Source organism: Streptomyces sp. adm13(2018), assembly GCF_008042145.1.
Lineage (GTDB): Bacteria > Actinomycetota > Actinomycetes > Streptomycetales > Streptomycetaceae > Streptomyces.
Genome location: NZ_RDBH01000141.1, coordinates 299,196 through 318,542, shown reverse-complemented (window position 1 = coordinate 318,542; position 19,347 = coordinate 299,196). Strand labels below are relative to the sequence as shown.

General features: G+C 71.9%; 20 protein-coding genes and 1 pseudogene. 11 read left to right on the top strand and 10 right to left on the bottom strand.

All coding sequences use genetic code 11. The features are described 5' to 3' along the window. Positions 1-40 precede the first annotated feature (40 nt). Entirely contained in the window at positions 41-763 is a 723-nt protein-coding gene (locus EAO70_RS29510) for a SigE family RNA polymerase sigma factor (RefSeq protein WP_148005899.1), read from the bottom strand. A 172-nt stretch (positions 764-935) separates the two neighbouring features. Between EAO70_RS29510 and afsQ1 the strand changes: the two genes are divergently transcribed. The 5 genes from afsQ1 to EAO70_RS29485 all read left to right on the top strand — a co-directional run bounded on the left by afsQ1 (position 936) and on the right by EAO70_RS29485 (position 4,681). Continuing rightward, a complete protein-coding gene (gene afsQ1 / locus EAO70_RS29505) occupies positions 936-1,613 on the top strand; it encodes a two-component system response regulator AfsQ1 (protein ID WP_017239746.1) in 678 nt (225 codons plus the stop codon). Further along, positions 1,610-3,139: a sensor histidine kinase gene (locus EAO70_RS29500; RefSeq protein WP_148005897.1), complete on the top strand. Its 1,530-nt coding sequence runs from the start codon at positions 1,610-1,612 to the stop codon at positions 3,137-3,139. The genes afsQ1 and EAO70_RS29500 overlap by 4 nt, the downstream gene beginning before the upstream one ends. Further along, positions 3,136-3,747 carry a hypothetical protein gene (locus EAO70_RS29495; protein ID WP_148005896.1) on the top strand — a complete coding sequence of 204 codons (612 nt, stop codon included), beginning with the start codon at positions 3,136-3,138 and terminating at the stop codon, positions 3,745-3,747. Before EAO70_RS29500 ends, EAO70_RS29495 begins: the two co-directional genes overlap by 4 nt. A 103-nt stretch (positions 3,748-3,850) precedes the next feature. Beyond that, positions 3,851-4,387 carry a VanZ family protein gene (locus tag EAO70_RS29490; RefSeq protein ID WP_261993112.1) on the top strand — a complete coding sequence of 179 codons (537 nt, stop codon included), beginning with the start codon at positions 3,851-3,853 and terminating at the stop codon, positions 4,385-4,387. A 93-nt stretch (positions 4,388-4,480) separates the two neighbouring features. Continuing rightward, positions 4,481-4,681: a PspC domain-containing protein gene (locus tag EAO70_RS29485; protein WP_015035757.1), complete on the top strand. Its 201-nt coding sequence runs from the start codon at positions 4,481-4,483 to the stop codon at positions 4,679-4,681. Between the two features lie 91 nt (positions 4,682-4,772). On the opposite strand, the gene EAO70_RS29480 is transcribed toward EAO70_RS29485, so the two are convergent. Next, positions 4,773-5,138, bottom strand: coding sequence for a hypothetical protein (locus tag EAO70_RS29480; protein WP_148005894.1), 366 nt, complete (start codon positions 5,136-5,138; stop codon positions 4,773-4,775). A 172-nt stretch (positions 5,139-5,310) separates the two neighbouring features. Beyond that, positions 5,311-6,465: an adenosine deaminase gene (locus EAO70_RS29475; RefSeq protein ID WP_148005893.1), complete on the bottom strand. Its 1,155-nt coding sequence runs from the start codon at positions 6,463-6,465 to the stop codon at positions 5,311-5,313. Positions 6,466-6,580: 115 nt separating this feature from the next. On the opposite strand from EAO70_RS29475, the gene EAO70_RS29470 reads away from it, so the two are divergent. Continuing rightward, positions 6,581-7,354, top strand: a complete 774-nt coding sequence (locus EAO70_RS29470; RefSeq protein ID WP_148005892.1) for a GNAT family N-acetyltransferase — start codon at positions 6,581-6,583, stop codon at positions 7,352-7,354. Between the two features lie 163 nt (positions 7,355-7,517). Next, positions 7,518-8,294, top strand: a complete 777-nt coding sequence (locus EAO70_RS29465; protein WP_148005891.1) for a dienelactone hydrolase family protein — start codon at positions 7,518-7,520, stop codon at positions 8,292-8,294. Here the strand turns inward: EAO70_RS29465 and EAO70_RS29460 are convergent. Beyond that, positions 8,280-9,290: a LysR family transcriptional regulator gene (locus EAO70_RS29460; protein ID WP_148005890.1), complete on the bottom strand. Its 1,011-nt coding sequence runs from the start codon at positions 9,288-9,290 to the stop codon at positions 8,280-8,282. The genes EAO70_RS29465 and EAO70_RS29460 overlap by 15 nt on opposite strands. Before the next feature lie 62 nt (positions 9,291-9,352). On the opposite strand from EAO70_RS29460, the pseudogene EAO70_RS29455 reads away from it, so the two are divergent. From EAO70_RS29455 to EAO70_RS29445, 3 genes and pseudogenes are all read left to right on the top strand, one after another. Beyond that, positions 9,353-10,623, top strand: a pseudogene (locus EAO70_RS29455) (MFS transporter). A gap of 76 nt (positions 10,624-10,699) precedes the next feature. Further along, positions 10,700-11,407, top strand: coding sequence for a L,D-transpeptidase (locus tag EAO70_RS29450; protein ID WP_148005888.1), 708 nt, complete (start codon positions 10,700-10,702; stop codon positions 11,405-11,407). Positions 11,408-11,491: 84 nt separating this feature from the next. Next, the gene (locus EAO70_RS29445; protein ID WP_148005887.1) at positions 11,492-12,463 is read left to right on the top strand and encodes a sigma-70 family RNA polymerase sigma factor; all 972 of its coding nucleotides are present in this window, start codon (positions 11,492-11,494) and stop codon (positions 12,461-12,463) included. Here the strand turns inward: EAO70_RS29445 and EAO70_RS29440 are convergent, their stop codons facing one another. Further along, a complete protein-coding gene (locus EAO70_RS29440) occupies positions 12,464-12,739 on the bottom strand; it encodes an STAS domain-containing protein (protein ID WP_148005886.1) in 276 nt (91 codons plus the stop codon). Between the two features lie 65 nt (positions 12,740-12,804). On the opposite strand from EAO70_RS29440, the gene EAO70_RS29435 reads away from it, so the two are divergent. Then, entirely contained in the window at positions 12,805-13,452 is a 648-nt protein-coding gene (locus EAO70_RS29435) for an HAD family hydrolase (protein WP_148005885.1), read from the top strand. 77 nt (positions 13,453-13,529) lie between these two features. On the opposite strand, the gene EAO70_RS29430 is transcribed toward EAO70_RS29435, so the two are convergent. From EAO70_RS29430 to EAO70_RS29410, 5 genes are all read right to left on the bottom strand, one after another. Beyond that, positions 13,530-14,807 (bottom strand): thymidine phosphorylase, encoded by a 1,278-nt coding sequence (locus tag EAO70_RS29430; protein WP_148005884.1) that lies wholly within the window; start codon positions 14,805-14,807, stop codon positions 13,530-13,532. Positions 14,808-14,887: 80 nt separating this feature from the next. Then, positions 14,888-15,292, bottom strand: coding sequence for a cytidine deaminase (locus tag EAO70_RS29425; RefSeq protein ID WP_148005883.1), 405 nt, complete (start codon positions 15,290-15,292; stop codon positions 14,888-14,890). Beyond that, entirely contained in the window at positions 15,289-16,551 is a 1,263-nt protein-coding gene (locus tag EAO70_RS29420) for an ABC transporter permease (protein WP_148005882.1), read from the bottom strand. The genes EAO70_RS29425 and EAO70_RS29420 overlap by 4 nt, the downstream gene beginning before the upstream one ends. Then, complete coding sequence (locus tag EAO70_RS29415) at positions 16,548-17,666, bottom strand: ABC transporter permease (RefSeq protein WP_073910205.1); 1,119 nt, start codon at positions 17,664-17,666, stop codon at positions 16,548-16,550. The genes EAO70_RS29420 and EAO70_RS29415 overlap by 4 nt, the downstream gene beginning before the upstream one ends. Further along, positions 17,663-19,300 (bottom strand): ABC transporter ATP-binding protein, encoded by a 1,638-nt coding sequence (locus EAO70_RS29410; RefSeq protein ID WP_148005881.1) that lies wholly within the window; start codon positions 19,298-19,300, stop codon positions 17,663-17,665. Before EAO70_RS29410 ends, EAO70_RS29415 begins: the two co-directional genes overlap by 4 nt. Positions 19,301-19,347 lie beyond the last annotated feature (47 nt).

Here is a 19,347-nt window from a genome sequence, read left to right as displayed (position 1 = left end):
CTCCGTCTCCCCCGTAGCCCCCGCGGGTTTCCCCCAGCCTTCAGGCCACCAGCTCGCCGAAGGACTCCTCCTCGTCACGGCCGAAGCTGAGCACCTCGTCCTCGCGCAGCCGCCGCAGCGACCGCCAGATGCTCGACTTCACCGTGCCGACACTGATGTCCAGGATCTCCGCGATCTCCGGATCGGTCCGGCCCTCGTAGTACCGCAGCACCAGCATCGTCCGCTGGAGCTCGGGCAGCCGGGCCAGCGCCTGCCACAGCACCGCGCGCAGCTCCGTGCCGCGCATCGCGTCCGACTCGCCCACCGTCTCCGGGAGCTCCTCGGTCGGGTACTCGTTCAGCTTGCGCCGGCGCCAGGCGCTGATGTGCAGATTGGTCATGGTGCGGCGGAGGTACCCGCCGACGGCGGCCTTGTCGCTGATCCGCTCCCAGGCGCGGTACGTGGAGAACAGCGCGCTCTGGAGCAGGTCCTCGGCCTCGAACCGGTCACCGGTCAGGTGGTAGGCGGTGGCGTACAGGGAGGCACGACGCTCTTGGACGTAAGCCGTGAACTCGGCTTCCGAACAACTGCGCTCCCCCGTGACCTCCCCGTACGCCGCTCCCCCGTCAGCGATGGCGACCATGTACGGCGCCTTGCGCTGACGCCCGACGCTGCGAACGCACCCCCGCCCGTTCGTGACAGCGCCGGACTTCTCCGTGCTCCGTACGACGTCGTGGAGACGCGTGACAACTGCGCTTGAGGTGGTGCTGTGCAGTGCGTTCATCTCGCGCCCCCCGTCGGTTGGAGTGTGTGTTTCGGTCCGTGTGCCAAGAAGCTTGCCCAGCGGACTTCATGGCGTTGTCCGCCGACTGTCACAGACGTGTCACAGGGCCCCCGCCAGAAGCGCGCCTCCCAGCGGTCGAACTCGGACGGCCCCATGGGACAGAATGGCGACCGTGCCTTTTCTGCTGCTGATCGAGGACGACGACGCCATCCGGACGGCCCTCGAACTCTCCCTGTCCCGGCAGGGCCACCGGGTGGCCACCGCCGCGACCGGTGAGGACGGCCTCCAGCTGCTGCGCGAGCAGCGGCCGGACCTGGTCGTGCTCGACGTCATGCTGCCCGGCATCGACGGCTTCGAGGTCTGCCGGCGCATCCGCCGCACCGACCAGTTGCCGATCATCCTGCTGACCGCGCGCAGCGACGACATCGACGTGGTCGTGGGCCTGGAGTCCGGCGCCGACGACTACGTCGTGAAGCCGGTGCAGGGACGCGTCCTCGACGCCCGCATCCGGGCCGTACTGCGGCGCGGGGAGCGGGAGTCCACCGACTCGGCGACCTACGGCTCGCTGGTCATCGACCGCTCCGCGATGACGGTGACAAAGAACGGCGAGGACCTCCAGCTCACCCCGACCGAGCTGCGGCTGCTCCTGGAGCTGAGCCGGCGGCCCGGACAGGCGCTCTCCCGGCAGCAGTTGCTCCGCCTGGTGTGGGAGCACGACTACCTCGGCGACTCGCGGCTCGTCGACGCCTGCGTGCAGCGGCTGCGCGCCAAGGTCGAGGACGTGCCGTCCTCGCCGACGCTCATCCGCACCGTGCGCGGGGTCGGCTACCGGCTGGACGTTCCTGCGTGAGCAAGGGGATCGTCACACGGCTGCGTCTCTCCAGCCTGCGGCTGCGTCTGGTCGTCGTCTTCGCCCTGGTCGCGCTCACCGCGGCCGTCTCCGCCTCCGGCATCGCCTACTGGCTGAACCGCGAGGCGGTGCTGACCCGCACCCAGGACGGCGCGCTCAACGACTTCCGGCAGGAGATGCAGAACCGGGCGGCGACGCTGCCGCTCCGGCCCACCCAGGACGACCTGCGGCGGACGGCCGAGCAGATGGCCACCGGCAGCGCCAACTACCAGGTGCTGCTGCTCGGCGAGAGGGCCGCGGGCAAGCCGATCGTCGGCGCCTCGAACCCCGACGACTTCACCCTGGCCGACGTGCCGCGCGCGCTGCGCGAGGCCGTCGACACGGAGCGCCCGGTCACGGAGGCCAACCCGTACCCGTACCACCTGTTCTGGCAGCGCACCGAGCGGAACGGCACGCCGTACCTGGTCGGCGGGACGCGGATCGACGGCGGCGGGCCCGCCGGCTACATGTTCAAGTCGCTGGCGGCCGAGAAGGCCGACCTGAACTCGCTCGCCTGGTCGCTGGGCATCGCGACGGCGCTCGCCGTGGCCGGCTCCGTGCTGCTCGCCCAGGTCGCGGCGACGACCGTGCTGCGCCCGGTGCACCGGCTCGGCGAGGCGGCCCGGCAGCTCGGCGAGGGCAAGCTCGACACCCGGCTGCGGGTCACCGGGGCCGACGAACTGGCCGACCTCACCCGTACGTTCAACGGGGCGGCCGAGTCGCTCCAGAAGAAGGTCGCGGACATGAGCGCCCGGGAGGAGTCCTCCCGTCGGTTCGTCGCCGACATGTCGCACGAGCTGCGGACCCCGCTGACCGCGCTCACGGCCGTCACGGAGGTCCTGGAGGACGAGCAGGACTCCCTCGACCCGATGATCGCCCCGGCGGTCGCCCTGGTGGTCAGCGAGACCCGGCGCCTCAACGACCTGGTCGAGAACCTCATGGAGGTCACCCGCTTCGACGCGGGCACCGCACGTCTCGTCCTCGACGAGGTGGACATCGCCGACCAGATCACCGCCTGCATCGACGCCCGCGCCTGGCTCGACGCCGTCGACCTCGACGCCGAGCGCGGCATCGTCGCACCGCTCGACCCGCGCCGGCTCGACGTGATCCTGGCGAACCTGATCGGGAACGCGCTGAAGCACGGCGGCTCGCCGGTCCGGGTCTCGGTGCGCACCGAGGACACCGAACTGGTCATCGCCGTCCGCGACCACGGCCCCGGCATCCCCGAAGAGGTGCTGCCGCACGTCTTCGACCGCTTCTACAAGGCGAGCGCGTCCCGGCCGCGGTCCGAGGGCAGCGGCCTCGGCCTGTCGATCGCCATGGAGAACGCGCTGATCCACGGCGGTTCGATCACCGCGGCCAACTCGGTCGGCGAGGACGGGAAGGTGGACGGCGCGGTGTTCGTGCTGCGGCTGCCGCTCGACGCGTCGGGGATCACCCGCGAGGTGCAGACCCGCAGCAGCCAGGGCGAGGTGGAGGAAGCGTGAGACGCCGCACCATCGGGCGTACGGTCCTGACGGCCGGACTCGTCGCGCTCACCGCGCTGGCGACCGGCTGCGGCATCAGGACCACCTCGGTCCCGGTCGACGCGGGCGCGGCCCCGTCCCGGGTCCCCTGCAACGTGACCCAGGAGGGGGCGACGGGCTCCGCCGTGCAGGGCGTGCCGGTCCGGGTGTTCCTGGTCTGCGGCTCGCAGCTGGAGGCGGTGGACCGGCGCTCCCTGCCGGAGGACAAGGCGGGCGGCAACCCGGTGCGCACGGCGTCGGGGCTGCTGGCGCAGCTGCTCGCCGAGCCCTCGGAGAGCGAGCAGCGGGCCGGGTTCACCACCGCGGTCCGCGGCCCGCTGGTGGTGCGCGGCGGTCACCGGGGCGACCCGGCGGGCACGCTGCGGCTGAGCCGTCAGCCGGAGGACCTGGCGCCGACGGCGCTGTCGCAGCTGGTCTGCACGTTCGCGGGAAGCTCGGCGGGCTCGGGGGAGCAGACGGTCCTGCTGGGCGGGCCGGGCGCCTACGCGCCGAAGCGGTACCGGTGCACGACGGAACTCCGCGAGCGCCCGGAATCCACCCCGCCGACGGCCCCGGCCACCCCGAACTGACGGCGGGGGCGGCCTCCGCGGGCCGCGGCGGGCGGGTGGTGTGGGCGTCTTGGGGGGCGTGCAGCGTCAAGGTTCGGGCGGCAGTGCCGCCAAGGTCGTCCGCGTGGCAGGGCTCGCCCTCCTCCTCGCGCATCTCCTGGTCGTCGCCTGGATCAGCCTGCGCCCACGCGACGTCGCCTGGGTGACCGCGCCGAACGTCGTCCCCCTCCACGGCCTCCGCGCCGACCTCGCCCTCGGCACCGCCGAGGCCGTCCGGCTGATCGCCGAGGGGCTGCTGCTCCTCGCCCCGCTCGGCGTCCTGCTCCCGATGGCCGACGGACGGCTCCGGGTCTCCGGGTGGGCTTCCCTCGCCCGTACCACCGCCGCCGGCGCGCTGGTGTCCCTCGCCGTCGAGCTGCTGCAGACCGCCGTGCCCGGCCAGGTCGTGGACGTGGACTCGGTCCTCCTGAACACCGCCGGGGTCGCGCTGGCCCATCTGCTGTTCGTCCCGGCCGGCCGCACCTGGCTGCGCCGCAGGTCGGACGACGGCCGGGCGGACTCCTCCGTGAGGACCAGCCGGGGCCGGGGTTCCGCCCTGCTGCGGAACGACGGGTCTCAGGGTGCGACCCCGACGATTCCCAGGGTCCCGATCGCCCGGTAGACCGACGCCGCCGGGGGCCCTCCGGCGGCACCATGGAGTCATCGGGAGCCCGGCAGAGAGGCCTCCCGGACACCGACTCCGAAGGAGCCCACCATGGCCGCACTGACCCGCCCCCGTGACGGACGCGTGATCGGCGGAGTGTGCGCGGGCCTGGCCCGGCGCTTCGGCATCTCCGCGAACACGATGCGTCTGATCTTCCTGGTCTCGTGCCTGCTGCCCGGACCGCAGTTCCTGGTCTACCTCGGCCTGTGGATCTTCCTGCCGGACGAGCGGAAGGCCACCACGGCCTGGTGACCGTCACCGACGCCGAAGGGGCGCGTGCCCGGGAGACCGGGTGCGCGCCCCTTCGGCGTACGGAGCCTCGTGCGGCTCCGGGAAGAGTGGGTCAGCCGATCGGCAGTCCGTTGAGCGGCAGGCCGCCGAGGAGGCCGCCCAGCGGGGTGGCGCCGAGGCCGCCGGCGGCGGCGTCGAGCGGCAGGTTCTGGGTGGCCTGGCCGGCGGCGGCCGGGAGGGTCTTGACGCCCTGGTCGACACCCTGGCCGAGGGCGCCCTGGCCGGCGACGAGGGACTCGGCCGCGCCGTCGGGGAGCGTGGTGAGGTCGTCACCCAGCGGGACGGCCTTGGTCACCGTGCCCACAGCGTCGGCGTTGAGCGGCAGGGACGGCGCGGCGGAGGCCGTGCCGGCGGCGGCAGCGGCGAAAGCGGCACCGAGAGCGGCGACACCGAGCTTCTTGGCGGCAGACTGCTTCATCTGAAAATCTTCCTTGGGGAATCCGGGGGCTTCCGGGAAAGCCGGACGGGGAAATCCTGGGAATGCAGAGCGGCTCTGCAACCTAACCAGTCCACGTGCCCGCCGCAAACACCCCTAAGCGGCCGGGTGTCGTGCTCTCCCGGCCGCTCGGTTCCCGTCGATGTCGCGCCGCTCAGTCCGCCGTACGCGAAGAGTCGCTGGTCGTGGCGGTCTGCTGGAACAGCCATTCGGACTTCAGCTCGGCATATCCGGGCTTGATGACCTCATTGATCATGGCCAGGCGTTCATCGAAAGGAATGAACGCTGATTTCATCGCATTGACCGTGAACCACTGCATGTCGTCGAGCGTGTAATCGAATGCCTCGATCAGCAGCTCGAATTCCCGGCTCATGCTCGTCCCGCTCATGAGGCGGTTGTCGGTGTTGACCGTGGCCCGGAAGTGCAGGGTGCGGAGCAGCCCGATGGGGTGCTCGGCGAACGAGGCCGCCGCGCCCGTCTGGAGGTTGGAGGACGGGCACATCTCCAGCGGGATCCGCTTGTCCCGGACGTAGGCGGCGAGCCGGCCGAGGGTCACCGAGCCGTCGTCGGCGACCTCGATGTCGTCGATGATCCGGACGCCGTGCCCGAGCCGGTCGGCCCCGCACCACTGGAGCGCCTGCCAGATGGAGGGCAGCCCGAAGGCCTCGCCCGCGTGGATGGTGAAGTGGTTGTTCTCCCGCTTGAGGTACTCGAAGGCGTCGAGGTGCCGGGTGGGCGGGAAGCCGGCCTCGGCGCCCGCGATGTCGAAGCCGACGACGCCGGAGTCGCGGTAGCGGTTGGCCAGCTCGGCGATCTCCAGGGCGCGGGCCGCGTGGCGCATCGCGGTGAGCAGGGCGCCGACCCGGATGCGGTGCCCGTTGGCCCTGGCCTGCCGCTCGCCCTCGCGGAAGCCCTCGTTGACGGCCTCGACGACCTCCTCCAGGGTGAGGCCGGCCTCCAGGTGCTGCTCGGGGGCGTAGCGCACCTCGGCGTAGACGACGCCGTCCTCGGCGAGGTCGACGGCGCACTCGGCGGCGACGCGGAAGAGGGCGTCACGGGTCTGCATGACGGCGCAGGTGTGCGCGAAGGTCTCCAGGTACCGCTCCAGGGAACCGGAGTCGGCGGCTTCGCGGAACCAGACGCCGAGCTTGTCGGGCTCCGTCTCGGGGAGTTGCTTGTAGCCCTGCTCCCGGGCGAGTTCGATGATCGTGCCGGGGCGCAGTCCACCGTCGAGGTGGTCGTGGAGCAGCACCTTCGGGGCACGTCGGATCTGGTCCGCGGTGGGGACGCTGGGGGTCTGGCTCGTCATTTCCGCATGCTAGCCCCTACGCGCGTAGAAGGCGCCTCGTGGCACGGAATCCCCGGCGCCCCTCCTCGGCGAACAGGGCGCGACCGGGCCGGGCGGGGGCTTCTAGGGTGGTGGGATGACGGCCCACCCGCACGACCCCGAACTGGCCCGCATCCACGCCTCCTTCTCCGGTTTCCACCGCCGCCAGGCGGACCGGGTGGTCGAGTTCCCCGGCGGATTCGCCGCGCTCGACGACCGGTACACGCACTCCCGCGGCAACAACCACCTGCTGGTGGACGGCCCGGCCGACCCCCTGGCCCTGCCCGCGCTCGCCGACGAACTACTCGGTCACCTGCCGCACCGGCTCGTGTACGTCGTCGACGACGAGGTCGCGGCCGCGAGCCGGGGTCCGCTGGAGGACGCCGGCTACACCACCTCGCGCACCCTCCTCATGCGGCACGACGGCCCCGTCCCGGCGCACGGCGGGGGCCGGCCGGTGGACGCCGAGGAGCTGCGCGGGCCGTCCTCGACGGCCTGGCGCCGGTTCGCCCCCGGGGTGTCCGACGAGGAGGTCCACCACCTCGTGGAGCGCCGGTCGGCCAGGCTCGGAGCCGCGGACGACGTACGGTTCCTCGCCGTGCACACCGAGGACGGCGAGGTGGCCTCATGGGTCGACCTGTACCTCGACCCGGCGGTCGGCACCGCCCGGATCGAGGACCTGGTCACCGCCGAGGCACACCTCGGGCAGGGGTACGCCGGCCGGGTCCTGGACACGGCCCTGCACCTGGCGGCCGAGGCCGACTGCGACCTCCGGTTCCTGAGCGCCAACGAGGCGAAGTGGCCGCACCGCTGGTACGAGCGCCGGGGCTTCGTCGTCGCCGACACCGTCCACGTCTTCGCACGGGGATAGCCGTAGTCGACGCTCCCCGGCGGGGGCGATCCGGGTCAACGGCCGCGCGGCGCGTCACCGTCCCCTACCGATCCGGGCGAACGGCGGTGCCGCGCCCGGGCGATGCGCAACAGAGACCGCGCGTACCACTGGCGTACACCTCTGCTTCTGAGACTGTTCTGTCATGGCGCACTTCGCACTCGTGGGGCCGTCCGACGCCCGGAGACCCCGGCTCGGTCGGCCTGTTGGAGGTTCCCGCACGTCCGAGGCGGTGGGCGGCGTGGTGCTGCTGCTCCCCGACGGCGATCCGGTGTCGGGGCGGCGGGCCTCCGCGCGGGCCCACGCGGCGATGCTGCCGCTGGGGCGCTCGCTGGTCCGGGCGGGCCGGACCGAGGGGCTCGTCGCCCATGTGGTGCGCTACCGGGGGCGCGGCTGGAACGGCGCCGACGCGAACCTCGCGGCGGACGCCGCCTGGGCCGTCGCGGAGGCCGTACGGCGCTACGGCGACGTCCCGGTCTGCCTGGTCGGCCACGGCCTCGGGGGCAGGGCGGCGCTGCGGGCTGCCGGGCACGGCGCGGTCGGCGCGGTCCTCGCGCTCGCCCCGTGGCTCCCGGAGGACGACGTGGCGGCGGAGCCGGAGGCCGTACGCCAGCTGATGGGACGCCGGGTGCTGCTGGTGCACGGCACGAACGACGCCCGTACGGACCCGGAGTTGTCGTTCCGGTACGCCGAGCGGGCCAAGAAGGCGAACCGCGACACCTGCCGGTTCGAGGTGCACTCGGACGGTCACGCGCTGCGCCAGTACGCGGAGGAGGTGCGGGCGCTCGCCGCCGACTTCGTCCTCGGCGCGCTCTTCGCCCGGCCGGTCGCCCGGCCGGTGACCGACGCGATGGCCGCTCCCCCGCCGCTCGGTCTGCGGATGCCGCTCGCGGCGGGCTTCGGCGGTTCACTCCGGAGGTGAGGGCTCCGCGCCGGGGTCCGCGGACAGCAGCGGCGCCGCGGGCTCCTTGGGGAGGAGATGGCCGCGCCTGCCGAGCAGGAACTTCTTGAAGGCGGCCACCGGCGCCGTGTCCGGGTGCCCGTCCAGCCAGGCGACACCGATCTCGCGGACCGCGCGCGGCGCGGTGACGGTGAGTTCGACGACGCCGGGGCGCGGTACGGCCGGGGGCGGCAGCAGGGCCACGCCGAGGCCCGCGGCGACCAGACCGCGCAGCGTCTCGGCCTCCTCCCCCTCGAAGGCGATCCGGGGCTTGAAGCCGGCCTCGGCGCACAGGTCGTCGGTGATGCGGCGGAGCCCGTACCCCGGTTCCAGGGTCACGAAGGTCTCGTCGGCGGCCTCGGCGAGGCGGACCCGCTTGCGGCTCGCGAGCCGGTGGTCGTCGGGGACGACGAGCCGGAGCCGCTGCTCGTCGAGGCGCCGCGCGACCAGGTCGGGCGCGTCCGGCACCGGGGAGGTCAGGCAGAGGTCGAGGTCGCCGGCGCGAAGCCGCTCGATCATGGCCTCGCCGTAGTTCTGGACGAGGGTGAAGCGGATCCCGGGGTGGTCGACGCGGAAGGCGCGGATGAGACCGGGGACGGTCTCGGAGCCCATCGTGTGGAGGAAGCCGAAGGCGACCCGGCCCGCGGTGGGGTCGGCGTCCGCCCGTACGGTGTCGGCGGCCCGCTCCACCTCGGCGAGGGCCCGCTCGGCGGCACCGAGGAAGCGGCGTCCGGCGGGGGTGAGGGAGACCGTGCGGCCGCGGCGGGCGAAGAGGGTGACGCCGAGGTCCTGTTCGAGCCTGACCATGGCCCGGGAGAGCGTGGACTGCGGGACGCCCATCTCGGCCGCGGCCCTGGTCACGTGCTCGTGCCGGGCCACGGCGGCGAAGTACGCGAGCCGCGGCGCGAGGAGCAGTCCCATGTCTTCTTCGTTACTGTTCGGTGACAGGCGAGGCTGTGACCTGTACTCATGCGCCATGGGAACGATTACAGCAGTTCCGTGCATTGGACGCATGAAGCGGGTCGTCCTACGTTCGGGGCATGCCTTCCGCCTCTTCGCCCGCCGCGGCCGCACGGTCTCCCTCACCCCCGCCGACACCCGCCTCGCGCCCGGAGCCCCCGGCTACCGCCGGACGAGCCTCGCGCTCTTCGCCGCCGGTCTCGCCGCCTTCGCGCTCCTCTACTCCACGCAGGCCCTCCTCCCGGCCATCTCGGCCGAGTTCGGCGCCACCGCCTCCGCCGCCTCCTGGACGGTCTCGGCCGCGACCGGCGCCCTGGCCCTGTGCGTGATCCCGCTCAGCGCCCTTTCCGAGCGCTTCGGCCGGCGGACGATGATGATCGCCTCGCTCACGGTCGCGGTCGGCATCTCCCTCCTCGTGCCGCTCGCCCCGAACCTGGAGACCCTGATCGCGCTGCGCGCGGTCCAGGGCGCGGCGCTCGCCGGTCTTCCGGCCTCCGCGATGGCCTTCCTCGCCGAGGAGGTCCGCCCCAAGGCGCTGGTCGCCGCGATCGGCCTGTTCGTCGCGGGCAACTCGATCGGCGGCATGAGCGGCCGGCTGGTGACCGGCTGGGTGGCCCAGATGTGGGGCTGGCGTGCGGGTCTGGCCGCCGTCGGCCTGACCTCCCTGCTGTGCGCGCTGGCCTTCCGGGCGCTGCTGCCGAAGGCACGGCACTTCACGCCCGGCACGCTCAACCCGAAGGCGCTCGCCCGGACCGTGCGGACGCACCTGGCGGACCCGCTGCTGATGCGGCTGTACGCGATCGGCGCCCTCTTCATGACGGTCTTCGGCGCGGTCTACACCGTGATCGGCTACCGCCTGGTCGAGGCCCCGTTCTCGCTGCCGCAGGGCGTCATCGGCTCGATCTTCCTGATCTACCTGGTCGGTACGGTCTCCTCGGCCGCCGCGGGCCGGCTCGTCGGGCGGCTCGGCCGGCGCGGGGCGCTCTACCTGGCGGTGTCCACCACCGCCGCCGGCCTGCTGCTCTCGCTCTCCGACGCGCTGCCCGCCGTCCTCGCGGGCCTCGTCCTGATCACCGCCGGCTTCTTCGCGGGCCACGCGGTCGCGTCCTCCTCGGTGAGCCGCACGGCCGTGACGGGCCGCGCACAGGCCTCGGCGCTCTACCAGTCCGCGTACTACCTCGGCAGCAGCGCGGGCGGCACGCTCGGCGCGATCGCGTTCCACACGGGCGGGTGGGCCGGCACGGTCCTCATCGGACTCGTCGCCGTCCTCGGCGTCGTCTCGGTCACCCTGTACGGCACCCACAGCGCGCGCGTGGAGGCGCGACAGGGCCGGATCGCGGCCTCCTGCTGATTGCGGCGGTTCCGGTGCAACTGAGACGCTCCCCCGAACGTCATGAAGGACAGGACTCTAGGGGGAGTTGACGATCATGAAGAAGATCACGGGCCGGATAGGCAGAAGGGCCGGCATCGCCGCGGGCCTCACCTCGCTGGTGCTGCCGATGACGATCGCGCTCGGTGCGGCTCCGGCGCAGGCGGCGTCCTGCAACGTGACGACGGGCCCGTACCAGAAGCAGGTCGAGAAGTTCCTCGGCCGCACGGCCGACGGACGCCAGTCGCTCGCCGACTGCAAGGCCATCCAGGCCTTCCAGAAGAAGCACGGCATCACCCCGTCCGCGGGGTACGCCGGGACGATCACCTGGCGCACGATGAACACGATGAACCAGCAGAAGGCGGCGGGGTCCAACCCCAACAAGGACCGCAAGTGTCCGACCAACAAGGGCCGGATCGCCTGCGTCGACCTCACCCGCCAGCTGAGCTGGATCCAGGACGGCTCGCGCCTCAAGTACGGCCCCGTGCCGGTCCGTACGGGCCGGGACGGCAGCGAGACCCGGACCGGGTCGAAGAAGATCTACTGGCGGAACATCAACCACTGGTCGACGCTCTACAACGTGTCCATGCCGTACGCGCAGTTCTTCGACGGCGGGCAGGCCTTCCACTCGACGACCAAGTCCATGTGGAACCCGCCGGGCTCCGCCGGCTGCGTCAACATGACGTCGAAGGACGCCAAGGCGTACTGGAACCTGCTCAGGAACGGTGACGACGTCTTCGTCTACGGGCGCAAGCCGGGAACCTGACCCCGGCTGTCAGTGCGCTGCGGTAGCTTCCCTCTCACCGGCACCGAACGGGTGCCGGTGAGGGGTGAGTGGGGTGTGGACCCGATGAGTGACGCCGCGACCGCGACGACCGAGCAACTCGACGCGTACCGCCGGGAGCTGACCGGCTACTGCTACCGGATGCTGGGCTCCTCCTTCGAGGCCGAGGACGCGGTGCAGGACACCATGGTCCGGGCCTGGAAGGCGATCGGCTCCTTCGAGGGCCGCTCCTCGCTGCGGTCCTGGCTCTACCGGATCGCCACCAACGTCTGCCTCGACGCGCTGACCGCGGGCAACCGGAGGGCACGGCCCATGGACCTGACCTCCGCGACGCCGGTCGCGCAGGCGCAGCTCGTCAAGCAGCCGGAGATCACCTGGCTGGAGCCGGTGCCCGACGGGCGGGTGCTGCCCTCGGCCGGCGACCCGGCGGAGACGGCCGTCTCCCGCGAGACCGTACGGCTCGCGTTCGTGGCCGCGCTCCAGCACCTGCCGCCCAAGCAGCGGGCGGTGCTCATCCTGCGCGAGGTGCTCGCCTGGAAGGCGAGCGAGGTCGCCGAACTCCTCGACACCTCCGTCGCCTCGGTCAACAGCGCCCTCCAGCGGGCCCGCGCGACGCTCGCCGAGCAGGCGCCGGCCGCCTCGGACACGGCGAACCCGCTGGACGAGGAGCAGAAGGCGCTCCTGGAGCGCTACGTCGCCGCGTTCGAGGGCTACGACATGAAGGCGCTGACCGCGCTCCTCCACGAGGACGCGACCATGTCCATGCCGCCGTACGACCTCTGGCTCCAGGGCCACGACGACATCGTCGGCTGGATGCTGGGCGTCGGCGAGGTGTGCGCCGGCTCGAAGCTGGTGCCGACCGTGGCGAACGGCTCGCCGGCCTTCGCCCAGTACCACCCGGACCCGGCGGGCGGCTTCAGCCCGTGGGCGCTCATCGTCCTGGAGCTGCGGGACGGCAAGGTCGCCGGGATGGACTTCTTCCTGGACACCGAGCGCTGGTTCCCGCTCTTCGACCTGCCGGCCCGGCTGGAGGCGTAGCTACGTCGGCAGCGTCCCGTCGAGCCCGGTGAGCAGGAGCAGGGCCCGCAGTTCGGGGCCCGCGCCCGCGAACCGGATCCGGTGCCCGCCCCGCCCGGCGGCGAGTTTCAGCCGGGCGAGGGCGTCGACGGCGGCGAGGTCGGCCGGTGCGAGCGCGCCGACCTCGCAGACCACCTCGCCGGGCGGGGCGGCCCCGAGCTCGGCGCAGAGCCGCGCCACCTCGTCCCCGGTCGGCCGGGCGGGCAGGGTCACGACGAGCGGTCGGCTGGTGTCCACACGCCTTGAGACCGGCCCTCGGACCGGAACTCATCGGTGATCACGTGGGCCGTAGGGTCGGGAGCATGAGTCTTGAGCCCGCCGAACTGGTGATCTTCGACTGCGACGGTGTCCTGGTGGACAGCGAGCGGATCTACTGCCGGGTGGACCGGGAGGTGTTCGCGAGCCTCGGGGCGGAGTTCACCGAGGCGGAGATGGTCGAGTACTTCGTCGGCTCCCCGCACGACATGCTCATCGCGATCGTGGAGGAGCGCCGGGGCCGCCCGCTGGAGCCCGACTGGCAGGCGCCCTTCGCCCAGCGGTACGAGGACGCCCTGGACGCGGAGCTGACGGCCGTGGAGGGCGTCACGGACGTCCTGGACGCGCTGGCCGTCCCGTACTGCCTCGCCTCCAACGGCAGCCACGCCTCCATCCGGAAGAACCTCGGCCGCGCGGGCCTCCTGGAGCGCTTCGAGGGCCGGATGTTCAGCGCCCGCGACGTCGCCCGGGGCAAGCCGGCCCCGGACCTCTTCCTGCACGCGGCGGCCGCGATGGGCGTCCCGCCGGAGCGCTGCGCGGTGGTCGAGGACAGCCCGTACGGTGTCCGGGCGGCCCGGGCGGCCGGGATGCGCGCCTTCGGCTACACCGGCGGCCTGACCCCGGCGGCCCGCCTGACGGGCCCGGGGACGGTGGTCTTCGAGAACATGCGGGAGCTGACGGGGCTGCTCGGCTGACGAACGGGACCGGTGGAGGTCCACCGGTCCCGTTCACCCGAAGGTTTCACTGGCACATGCCGGCGTCGATCAGGTCGCTACGCGATGCGGTCCAGCACGATCGGGTTCGGGGTGAAGGACGTGCCCTCCGCCGCGATGTCCCAGGCCGAGCCCAGGGACTGGAGCGCGTAGTCGAACTTCTCCGGGGTGTCCGTGTGGAGGGTCACGAGCGGCTGGCCCGCCGTCACCGTGTCGCCCGGCTTGGCGTGGAGCTCGACGCCCGCGCCGGCCTGCACCGGGTCCTCCTTGCGGGCGCGGCCCGCGCCCAGGCGCCAGGCGGCGATGCCGATGTCGTAGGCGTCGAGACGGGTCAGGACGCCGGTCGAGGGGGCCGTGACGACGTGCTGCTCGCGGGCGACCGGGAGGGCCGCGTCCGGGTCGCCGCCCTGGGCCGCGATCATCCGGCGCCAGTGGTCCATGGCCGAGCCGTCGGCCAGTGCCTTCGCCGGGTCCGCGTCCTTGATGCCGGCCGCGGCGAGCATCTCCCGGGCCAGCGCGATCGTCAGCTCGACGACGTCCGCCGGGCCGCCGCCGGCCAGGACCTCGACGGACTCCCGGACCTCCAGGGCGTTGCCCGCGGTGAGGCCGAGCGGGGTGGACATGTCGGTGAGCAGCGCGACCGTCTTCACCCCGCTGTCGGTGCCGAGGCCGACCATGGTGGAGGCGAGCTCGCGGGCGTCCTCGATGTTCTTCATGAAGGCGCCGGTGCCGACCTTGACGTCGAGGACCAGGGAGCCGGTGCCCTCGGCGATCTTCTTCGACATGATCGAGGAGGCGATCAGCGGGATGGCCTCGACGGTGCCGGTGACGTCGCGGAGCGCGTACAGCTTCTTGTCGGCGGGGGCCAGGCCGTCGCCGGCCGCGCAGATGACCGCGCCGGTGGTGTCGAGGACGTGCAGCATCTCCTCGTTGGAGAGCAGCGCGCGCCAGCCGGGGATGGACTCCAGCTTGTCGAGGGTGCCGCCGGTGTGGCCGAGGCCGCGGCCGGAGAGCTGCGGGACGGCCGCGCCGCAGGCGGCGACGAGCGGGGCGAGCGGCAGGGTGATCTTGTCGCCGACGCCGCCGGTGGAGTGCTTGTCGGCGGTGGGGCGGGAGAGGGAGGAGAACTCCATGCGCTCGCCGCTCGCGATCATGGCGGCCGTCCAGCGGGCGATCTCCGCGCGGTTCATGCCGTTCAGCAGGATGGCCATGGCCAGGGCGGACATCTGCTCGTCGGCGACCGCACCGCGGGTGTAGGCGTCGATGACCCAGTCGATCTGCTCCGGGCTCAGCTCGCCCTTGTCCCGCTTCGTGCGGATGACGGAGATGACGTCCATGGTGGTGCCTCTTTCTACGCGCATAGAGGGGGAAAGGAGGAGCGGCCCTTCCCATCGTGCCGGAAGGGCCGCTCCGAGGTTTACTTCGCGAGGTGGTCCGGGCCGAAGGCCTGCGGCAGCATCTCGGCGAGCGTCAGGAACCCGGCGGGGGTCTCCAGGACGAGCCCGGCGCCCCCGAACTCGTACAGCAGCTGCCGGCAGCGGCCGCACGGGACCAGGGACTCGCCCTCGCCGTCCACGCACACGAAGTGCGTGAGGCGTCCGCCGCCGGTCGCCTGGAGCTGCGAGACGAGACCGCACTCGGCGCACAGGCTGAGGCCGTACGAGGCGTTCTCCACGTTGCAGCCGGAGACCGTCCGCCCGTCCTCGACGCGGGCGGCGGCACCGACCGGGAAGCCCGAGTACGGGGCGTACGCACGGGCCATGGCCTCGCGCGCCGCGACCCGCAGGGCCTCCCACTCGGCCTCGGGGAGGGCGGTCGTCACTTGCCCTGGCCCTTGCGGTAGGGCAGGCCGTCCGCCTTCGGCATCCGCAGGCGCTGCGCCGACAGGGCGAGCACGAGCAGGGTGGTGATGTACGGCGCCGCGTCGACGAACTGGCTCGGGACCTCGTCGGTCAGCGCGTACCAGAGGAAGAAGCCGCCGGAGAAGGCCGCGGAGATCACACCGGCCACGTACTTCTTCTTGTACAGCTGCCACACGGCGGCTACCAGCAGGAGCACGGCGACCAGCAGCAGCAGCGCGTGGACGTTCTCGGCGCCGCCGCGGAGCTTGAGGCTGTCGGTGAAGCCGAAGAGGCCGGCGCCGAGCGCCATGCCGCCGGGCATCCAGTTGCCGAAGATCATGGCGGCGAGACCGATGTAGCCGCGGCCGCCGGTCTGGCCCTCCTGGTAGATGCCGGTGGAGACGATCGCGAGGAACGCCCCGCCGAGACCGGCCAGCGCGCCGGAGACCGTGACGGCGATGTACTTGTACTTGTAGACGTTCACGCCGAGGGACTCGGCGGCGACCGGGTTCTCACCGCAGGAGCGCAGCCGCAGGCCGAAGGCCGTGCGCCAGAGCAGCCACCAGGTGGCCGGGATCAGCAGCAGGGCGACGATCGTCAGGAGCGACAGGTTCGTCACGAGACCGCCGAGGATGCCGGCCAGGTCGGAGACAAAGAACCAGTGCTTGGCCTGGAGGTCGGCCAGCCAGTCCGCGAGCCCCGGCACGGTGATCTCGTAGATCTGGTCGATGCGCGGGGACTGCTTGGAGGAGCCGCCCTCTGCCTCGGCGAACGTGAAGTTCGACAGGTACTGGGTGAAGCCGACCGCGAGGATGTTGATCGCCACACCGGAGACGATGTGGTTCACGTTGAACGTGACGGTGATGATCGCGTGCAGCAGACCGCCGATGGCGCCGCCGAGGAGGCCGAAGAGGACACCCACCCAGGGGCCCCACTGGTAGCCGGCCCAGGCGCCGAACCAGGTGCCGAGGACCATCATGCCTTCGAGGCCGATGTTGACGACGCCCGCGCGCTCGGCCCACAGACCGCCGAGACCGGCGAGGCCGATCGGCACGGCGAGCTGGAGGGCGCCGGAGACCTGGCCCACCGAGGTGAGGTCGTTGGCCCCGGAGACGGCCCGGACGAAGGAGAAGAGCAGAAGAGCGGCCGCGACGATCAGCATGATCCACGGCAGGGTGAGCTTGCGGCGTCCGCCGCCCTTGGGCGCTGCGCTCGGCTTGGTGACAGTGCCGGTGCTCATGCCGAGACCTCCTTGTCGGTCTTGATGGCGCCGCCGGCGGCGAGTTCCTCGCCGACCTTCTGCTGCTGGCGGCGGAGGCCGTAACGGCGGACGAGCTCGTACGAGACGACCACGGCGATCACGATGATGCCCTGCATGATCTTGGTGATCTCCTTCGGGTAGCCCTCGGTGTCCAGCGACGAGGAGGCCTTGTCGAGGAACGCGAAGAGCAGGGCCGCGAAGAAGATGCCGACCGGGTGGTTCCGGCCGAGCAGCGCGATGGTGATGGCGGTGAAGCCGACACCGACGGGGAAGTCGAGGCTGTACGTGTGGGACTCGCCGAGCAGCGTCGGCATGCCCGCCAGGCCGGCCAGCGCGCCCGAGAGCAGCATCGAGGTGAGGATCATCTTCTTGGCGTCGACGCCGCTGGCCTGGGCGGCGGACTCGCTGGCGCCGGTGGCGCGCAGGTCGAAGCCGAACCGGGTGCGGTTGAGGACGAACCAGTAGACGACGCCGAGGGCGAGCGCGACGAACGTGAAGCCGTAGATGACTCCGTTGCCCTCGCCCATGTCGATGCCGGGGAACCAGCCGGACTCGGAGATCTCACCGGTGGTGAGGTTGTTGGAGCCCTCCGGCTGGACGCCGAAGTTCTTCGGCAGGATCAGCCAGGCCACCAGCGAGGTCGCGATGGCGTTCAGCATGATCGTCGAGACGACCTCGGAGACACCGCGGGTGGTCTTCAGGATGCCGGCGATACCGGCCCAGAAGGCGCCGGTGAACATCGCGACGAGCACGATCACGAGGATGTGCAGCGGGCCGGGCAGCTCGATCGAGGCGCCGACGAGCGCCGAGACCATCGCGGCGAGCCGGTACTGGCCGTCGACCCCGATGTTGAAGAGGTTCATCCGGAAGCCGATGGCCACGGCCAGGGCCGCCAGGTAGTAGATCCCCGTCTGGTTGACGATCAGGACCTGGATGTCGGCGAACGCGGCGTTGTCGATCATGAGCGTGATCGGCTCGATCGGGTCGAGACCCGTCGCCAGCAGCACCAGGACGGTGAGCACGAACGAGGTGACCAGGGCGAGCACCGGTCCCGCCGCGCCCAGGATCAACTTGTCCTTGTCGAACTTCATCATCGGGCGTCACCGTCTTCGGGCTGCTCTGCGCCTTCGAGCTGGCCGCTCGCCGCGCCGGTCATGGCGGAGCCGAGCTGCTCGGGCGTGATGGTGGCGGGGTCGGCGTCCGCGACGAGCTTGCCGCGGTACATGACCCGGAGGGTGTCGGAGAGGCCGATCAGCTCATCGAGGTCGGCGGAGATCAACAGCACCGCGAGACCCTCGCGGCGGGCGTCCCGGATCGCGTCCCAGATCTGCGCCTGCGCGCCGACGTCCACACCGCGGGTGGGGTGGGCGGCGATCAGGAACTTGGGCGCGTGGCTCATCTCGCGGCCGACGATCAGCTTCTGCTGGTTGCCGCCGGAGAGGGAGGCCGCGGTGACGTCGATGCCGGGGGTGCGCACGTCGTACTCGCGGACGATCCGCTCGGTGTCCTTGCGGGCCGCCTTCGGGTCGAGGACGCCGCGCCTGGAGTTGGGCTCCTCGGTGACGTGGCCGAGGATGCGGTTCTCCCAGAGCGGCGCTTCGAGGAGCAGGCCGTGGCGGTGGCGGTCCTCGGGGATGTAGCCGATGCCGCCCTCGCGGCGCTTGCGCACCGAGACCTTGGAGATGTCCACGCCGTCGAGGGTGATGACGCCCGCGTCGGGGGTGGCCATGCCCATGAGGGTCTCGATGAGCTCGGTCTGGCCGTTGCCCTCGACACCGGCGATGCCCAGGATCTCGCCCTTGTGGATCGTGAGGGAGATGTCGTCGAGGAGCTTGCGGCCCTCGGCCGTCTCCTCCAGCACGACGACGGTCTTCGCCGGGTCCGGTGGGGCGGCGCTGGTCAGCGGAGCGGCGGCGACGGCGCCGGCCTCGGTCAGCGTGAGGTTGCGGACCTGGAGCATGGGGACGGTGGTGACCGTCGACTCGCGGGTCTCGGGCGAGGGCAGCTCGCTGCCGACCATCAGCTCGGCGAGCTGCTTGGTGGTGGCGGTCCTCGGGTCGGCGGTGCCGACCGTGGTGCCCCGCCGGATGACGGTGATGTCGTCGGCGACCTTCAGGACCTCGCCCAGCTTGTGCGAGATGAAGATGACGGTCAGGCCCTCGGCCTTGAGCTCGCGCAGGTTGTCGAAGAGCGCGTCGACCTCCTGCGGGACGAGCACGGCGGTCGGCTCGTCGAGGATGAGGATCTTGGCGCCGCGGTAGAGGACCTTGAGGATCTCCACGCGCTGCCGGTCGGCGACGCCGAGGTCCTCGACGAGGGCGTCGGGGCGGACCCCGAGGCCGTAGGCGTCGGAGATCTCCCGGATCTTCTTCCGCGCCTTGGCGCCGATGCCGTAGAGCTTCTCGCCGCCGAGGACGACGTTCTCCAGGACGGTGAGGTTGTCGGCGAGCATGAAGTGCTGGTGCACCATGCCGATGCCGCGCGCGATGGCGTCACCGGGGCTGGAGAAGGTGACCTGCTGGCCGTCGACCGCGATGGTGCCCTCGTCCGGCTTCTGCATGCCGTAGAGGATCTTCATGAGGGTCGACTTGCCGGCACCGTTCTCGCCGATGAGGGCGTGCACGGTGCCCTTGCGGACCGTGATGGCGATGTCCTTGTTGGCGACGACGCCGGGGAATCGCTTGGTGATGCCGTGCAGTTCTACGGCAGGGGGGCTGGACGCGTTGATGACGCACTCTCCTTGGCCGGAAGGAGTGGGAGCGGGAGGGCAGGGCG

Bases quoted from the DNA above. Each gene is read 5' to 3' on its own strand.
- EAO70_RS29485 (WP_015035757.1), top strand. From the start codon at position 4,481: ATGGCCGCACTGACCCGCCCCCGTGACGGACGCGTGATCGGCGGAGTG.
- EAO70_RS29420 (WP_148005882.1), bottom strand. From the start codon at position 16,551: ATGAGCACCGGCACTGTCACCAAGCCGAGCGCAGCGCCCAAGGGCGGC.
- EAO70_RS29430 (WP_148005884.1), bottom strand. From the start codon at position 14,807: ATGGACGTCATCTCCGTCATCCGCACGAAGCGGGACAAGGGCGAGCTG.
- EAO70_RS29480 (WP_148005894.1), bottom strand. From the start codon at position 5,138: ATGAAGCAGTCTGCCGCCAAGAAGCTCGGTGTCGCCGCTCTCGGTGCC.
- EAO70_RS29450 (WP_148005888.1), top strand. From the start codon at position 10,700: ATGAAGAAGATCACGGGCCGGATAGGCAGAAGGGCCGGCATCGCCGCG.
- EAO70_RS29435 (WP_148005885.1), top strand. From the start codon at position 12,805: ATGAGTCTTGAGCCCGCCGAACTGGTGATCTTCGACTGCGACGGTGTC.
- EAO70_RS29460 (WP_148005890.1), bottom strand. From the start codon at position 9,290: ATGGCGCATGAGTACAGGTCACAGCCTCGCCTGTCACCGAACAGTAAC.
- EAO70_RS29475 (WP_148005893.1), bottom strand. From the start codon at position 6,465: ATGACGAGCCAGACCCCCAGCGTCCCCACCGCGGACCAGATCCGACGT.
- EAO70_RS29510 (WP_148005899.1), bottom strand. From the start codon at position 763: ATGAACGCACTGCACAGCACCACCTCAAGCGCAGTTGTCACGCGTCTC.
- EAO70_RS29465 (WP_148005891.1), top strand. From the start codon at position 7,518: ATGGCGCACTTCGCACTCGTGGGGCCGTCCGACGCCCGGAGACCCCGG.
- EAO70_RS29445 (WP_148005887.1), top strand. From the start codon at position 11,492: ATGAGTGACGCCGCGACCGCGACGACCGAGCAACTCGACGCGTACCGC.
- EAO70_RS29415 (WP_073910205.1), bottom strand. From the start codon at position 17,666: ATGATGAAGTTCGACAAGGACAAGTTGATCCTGGGCGCGGCGGGACCG.
- EAO70_RS29470 (WP_148005892.1), top strand. From the start codon at position 6,581: ATGACGGCCCACCCGCACGACCCCGAACTGGCCCGCATCCACGCCTCC.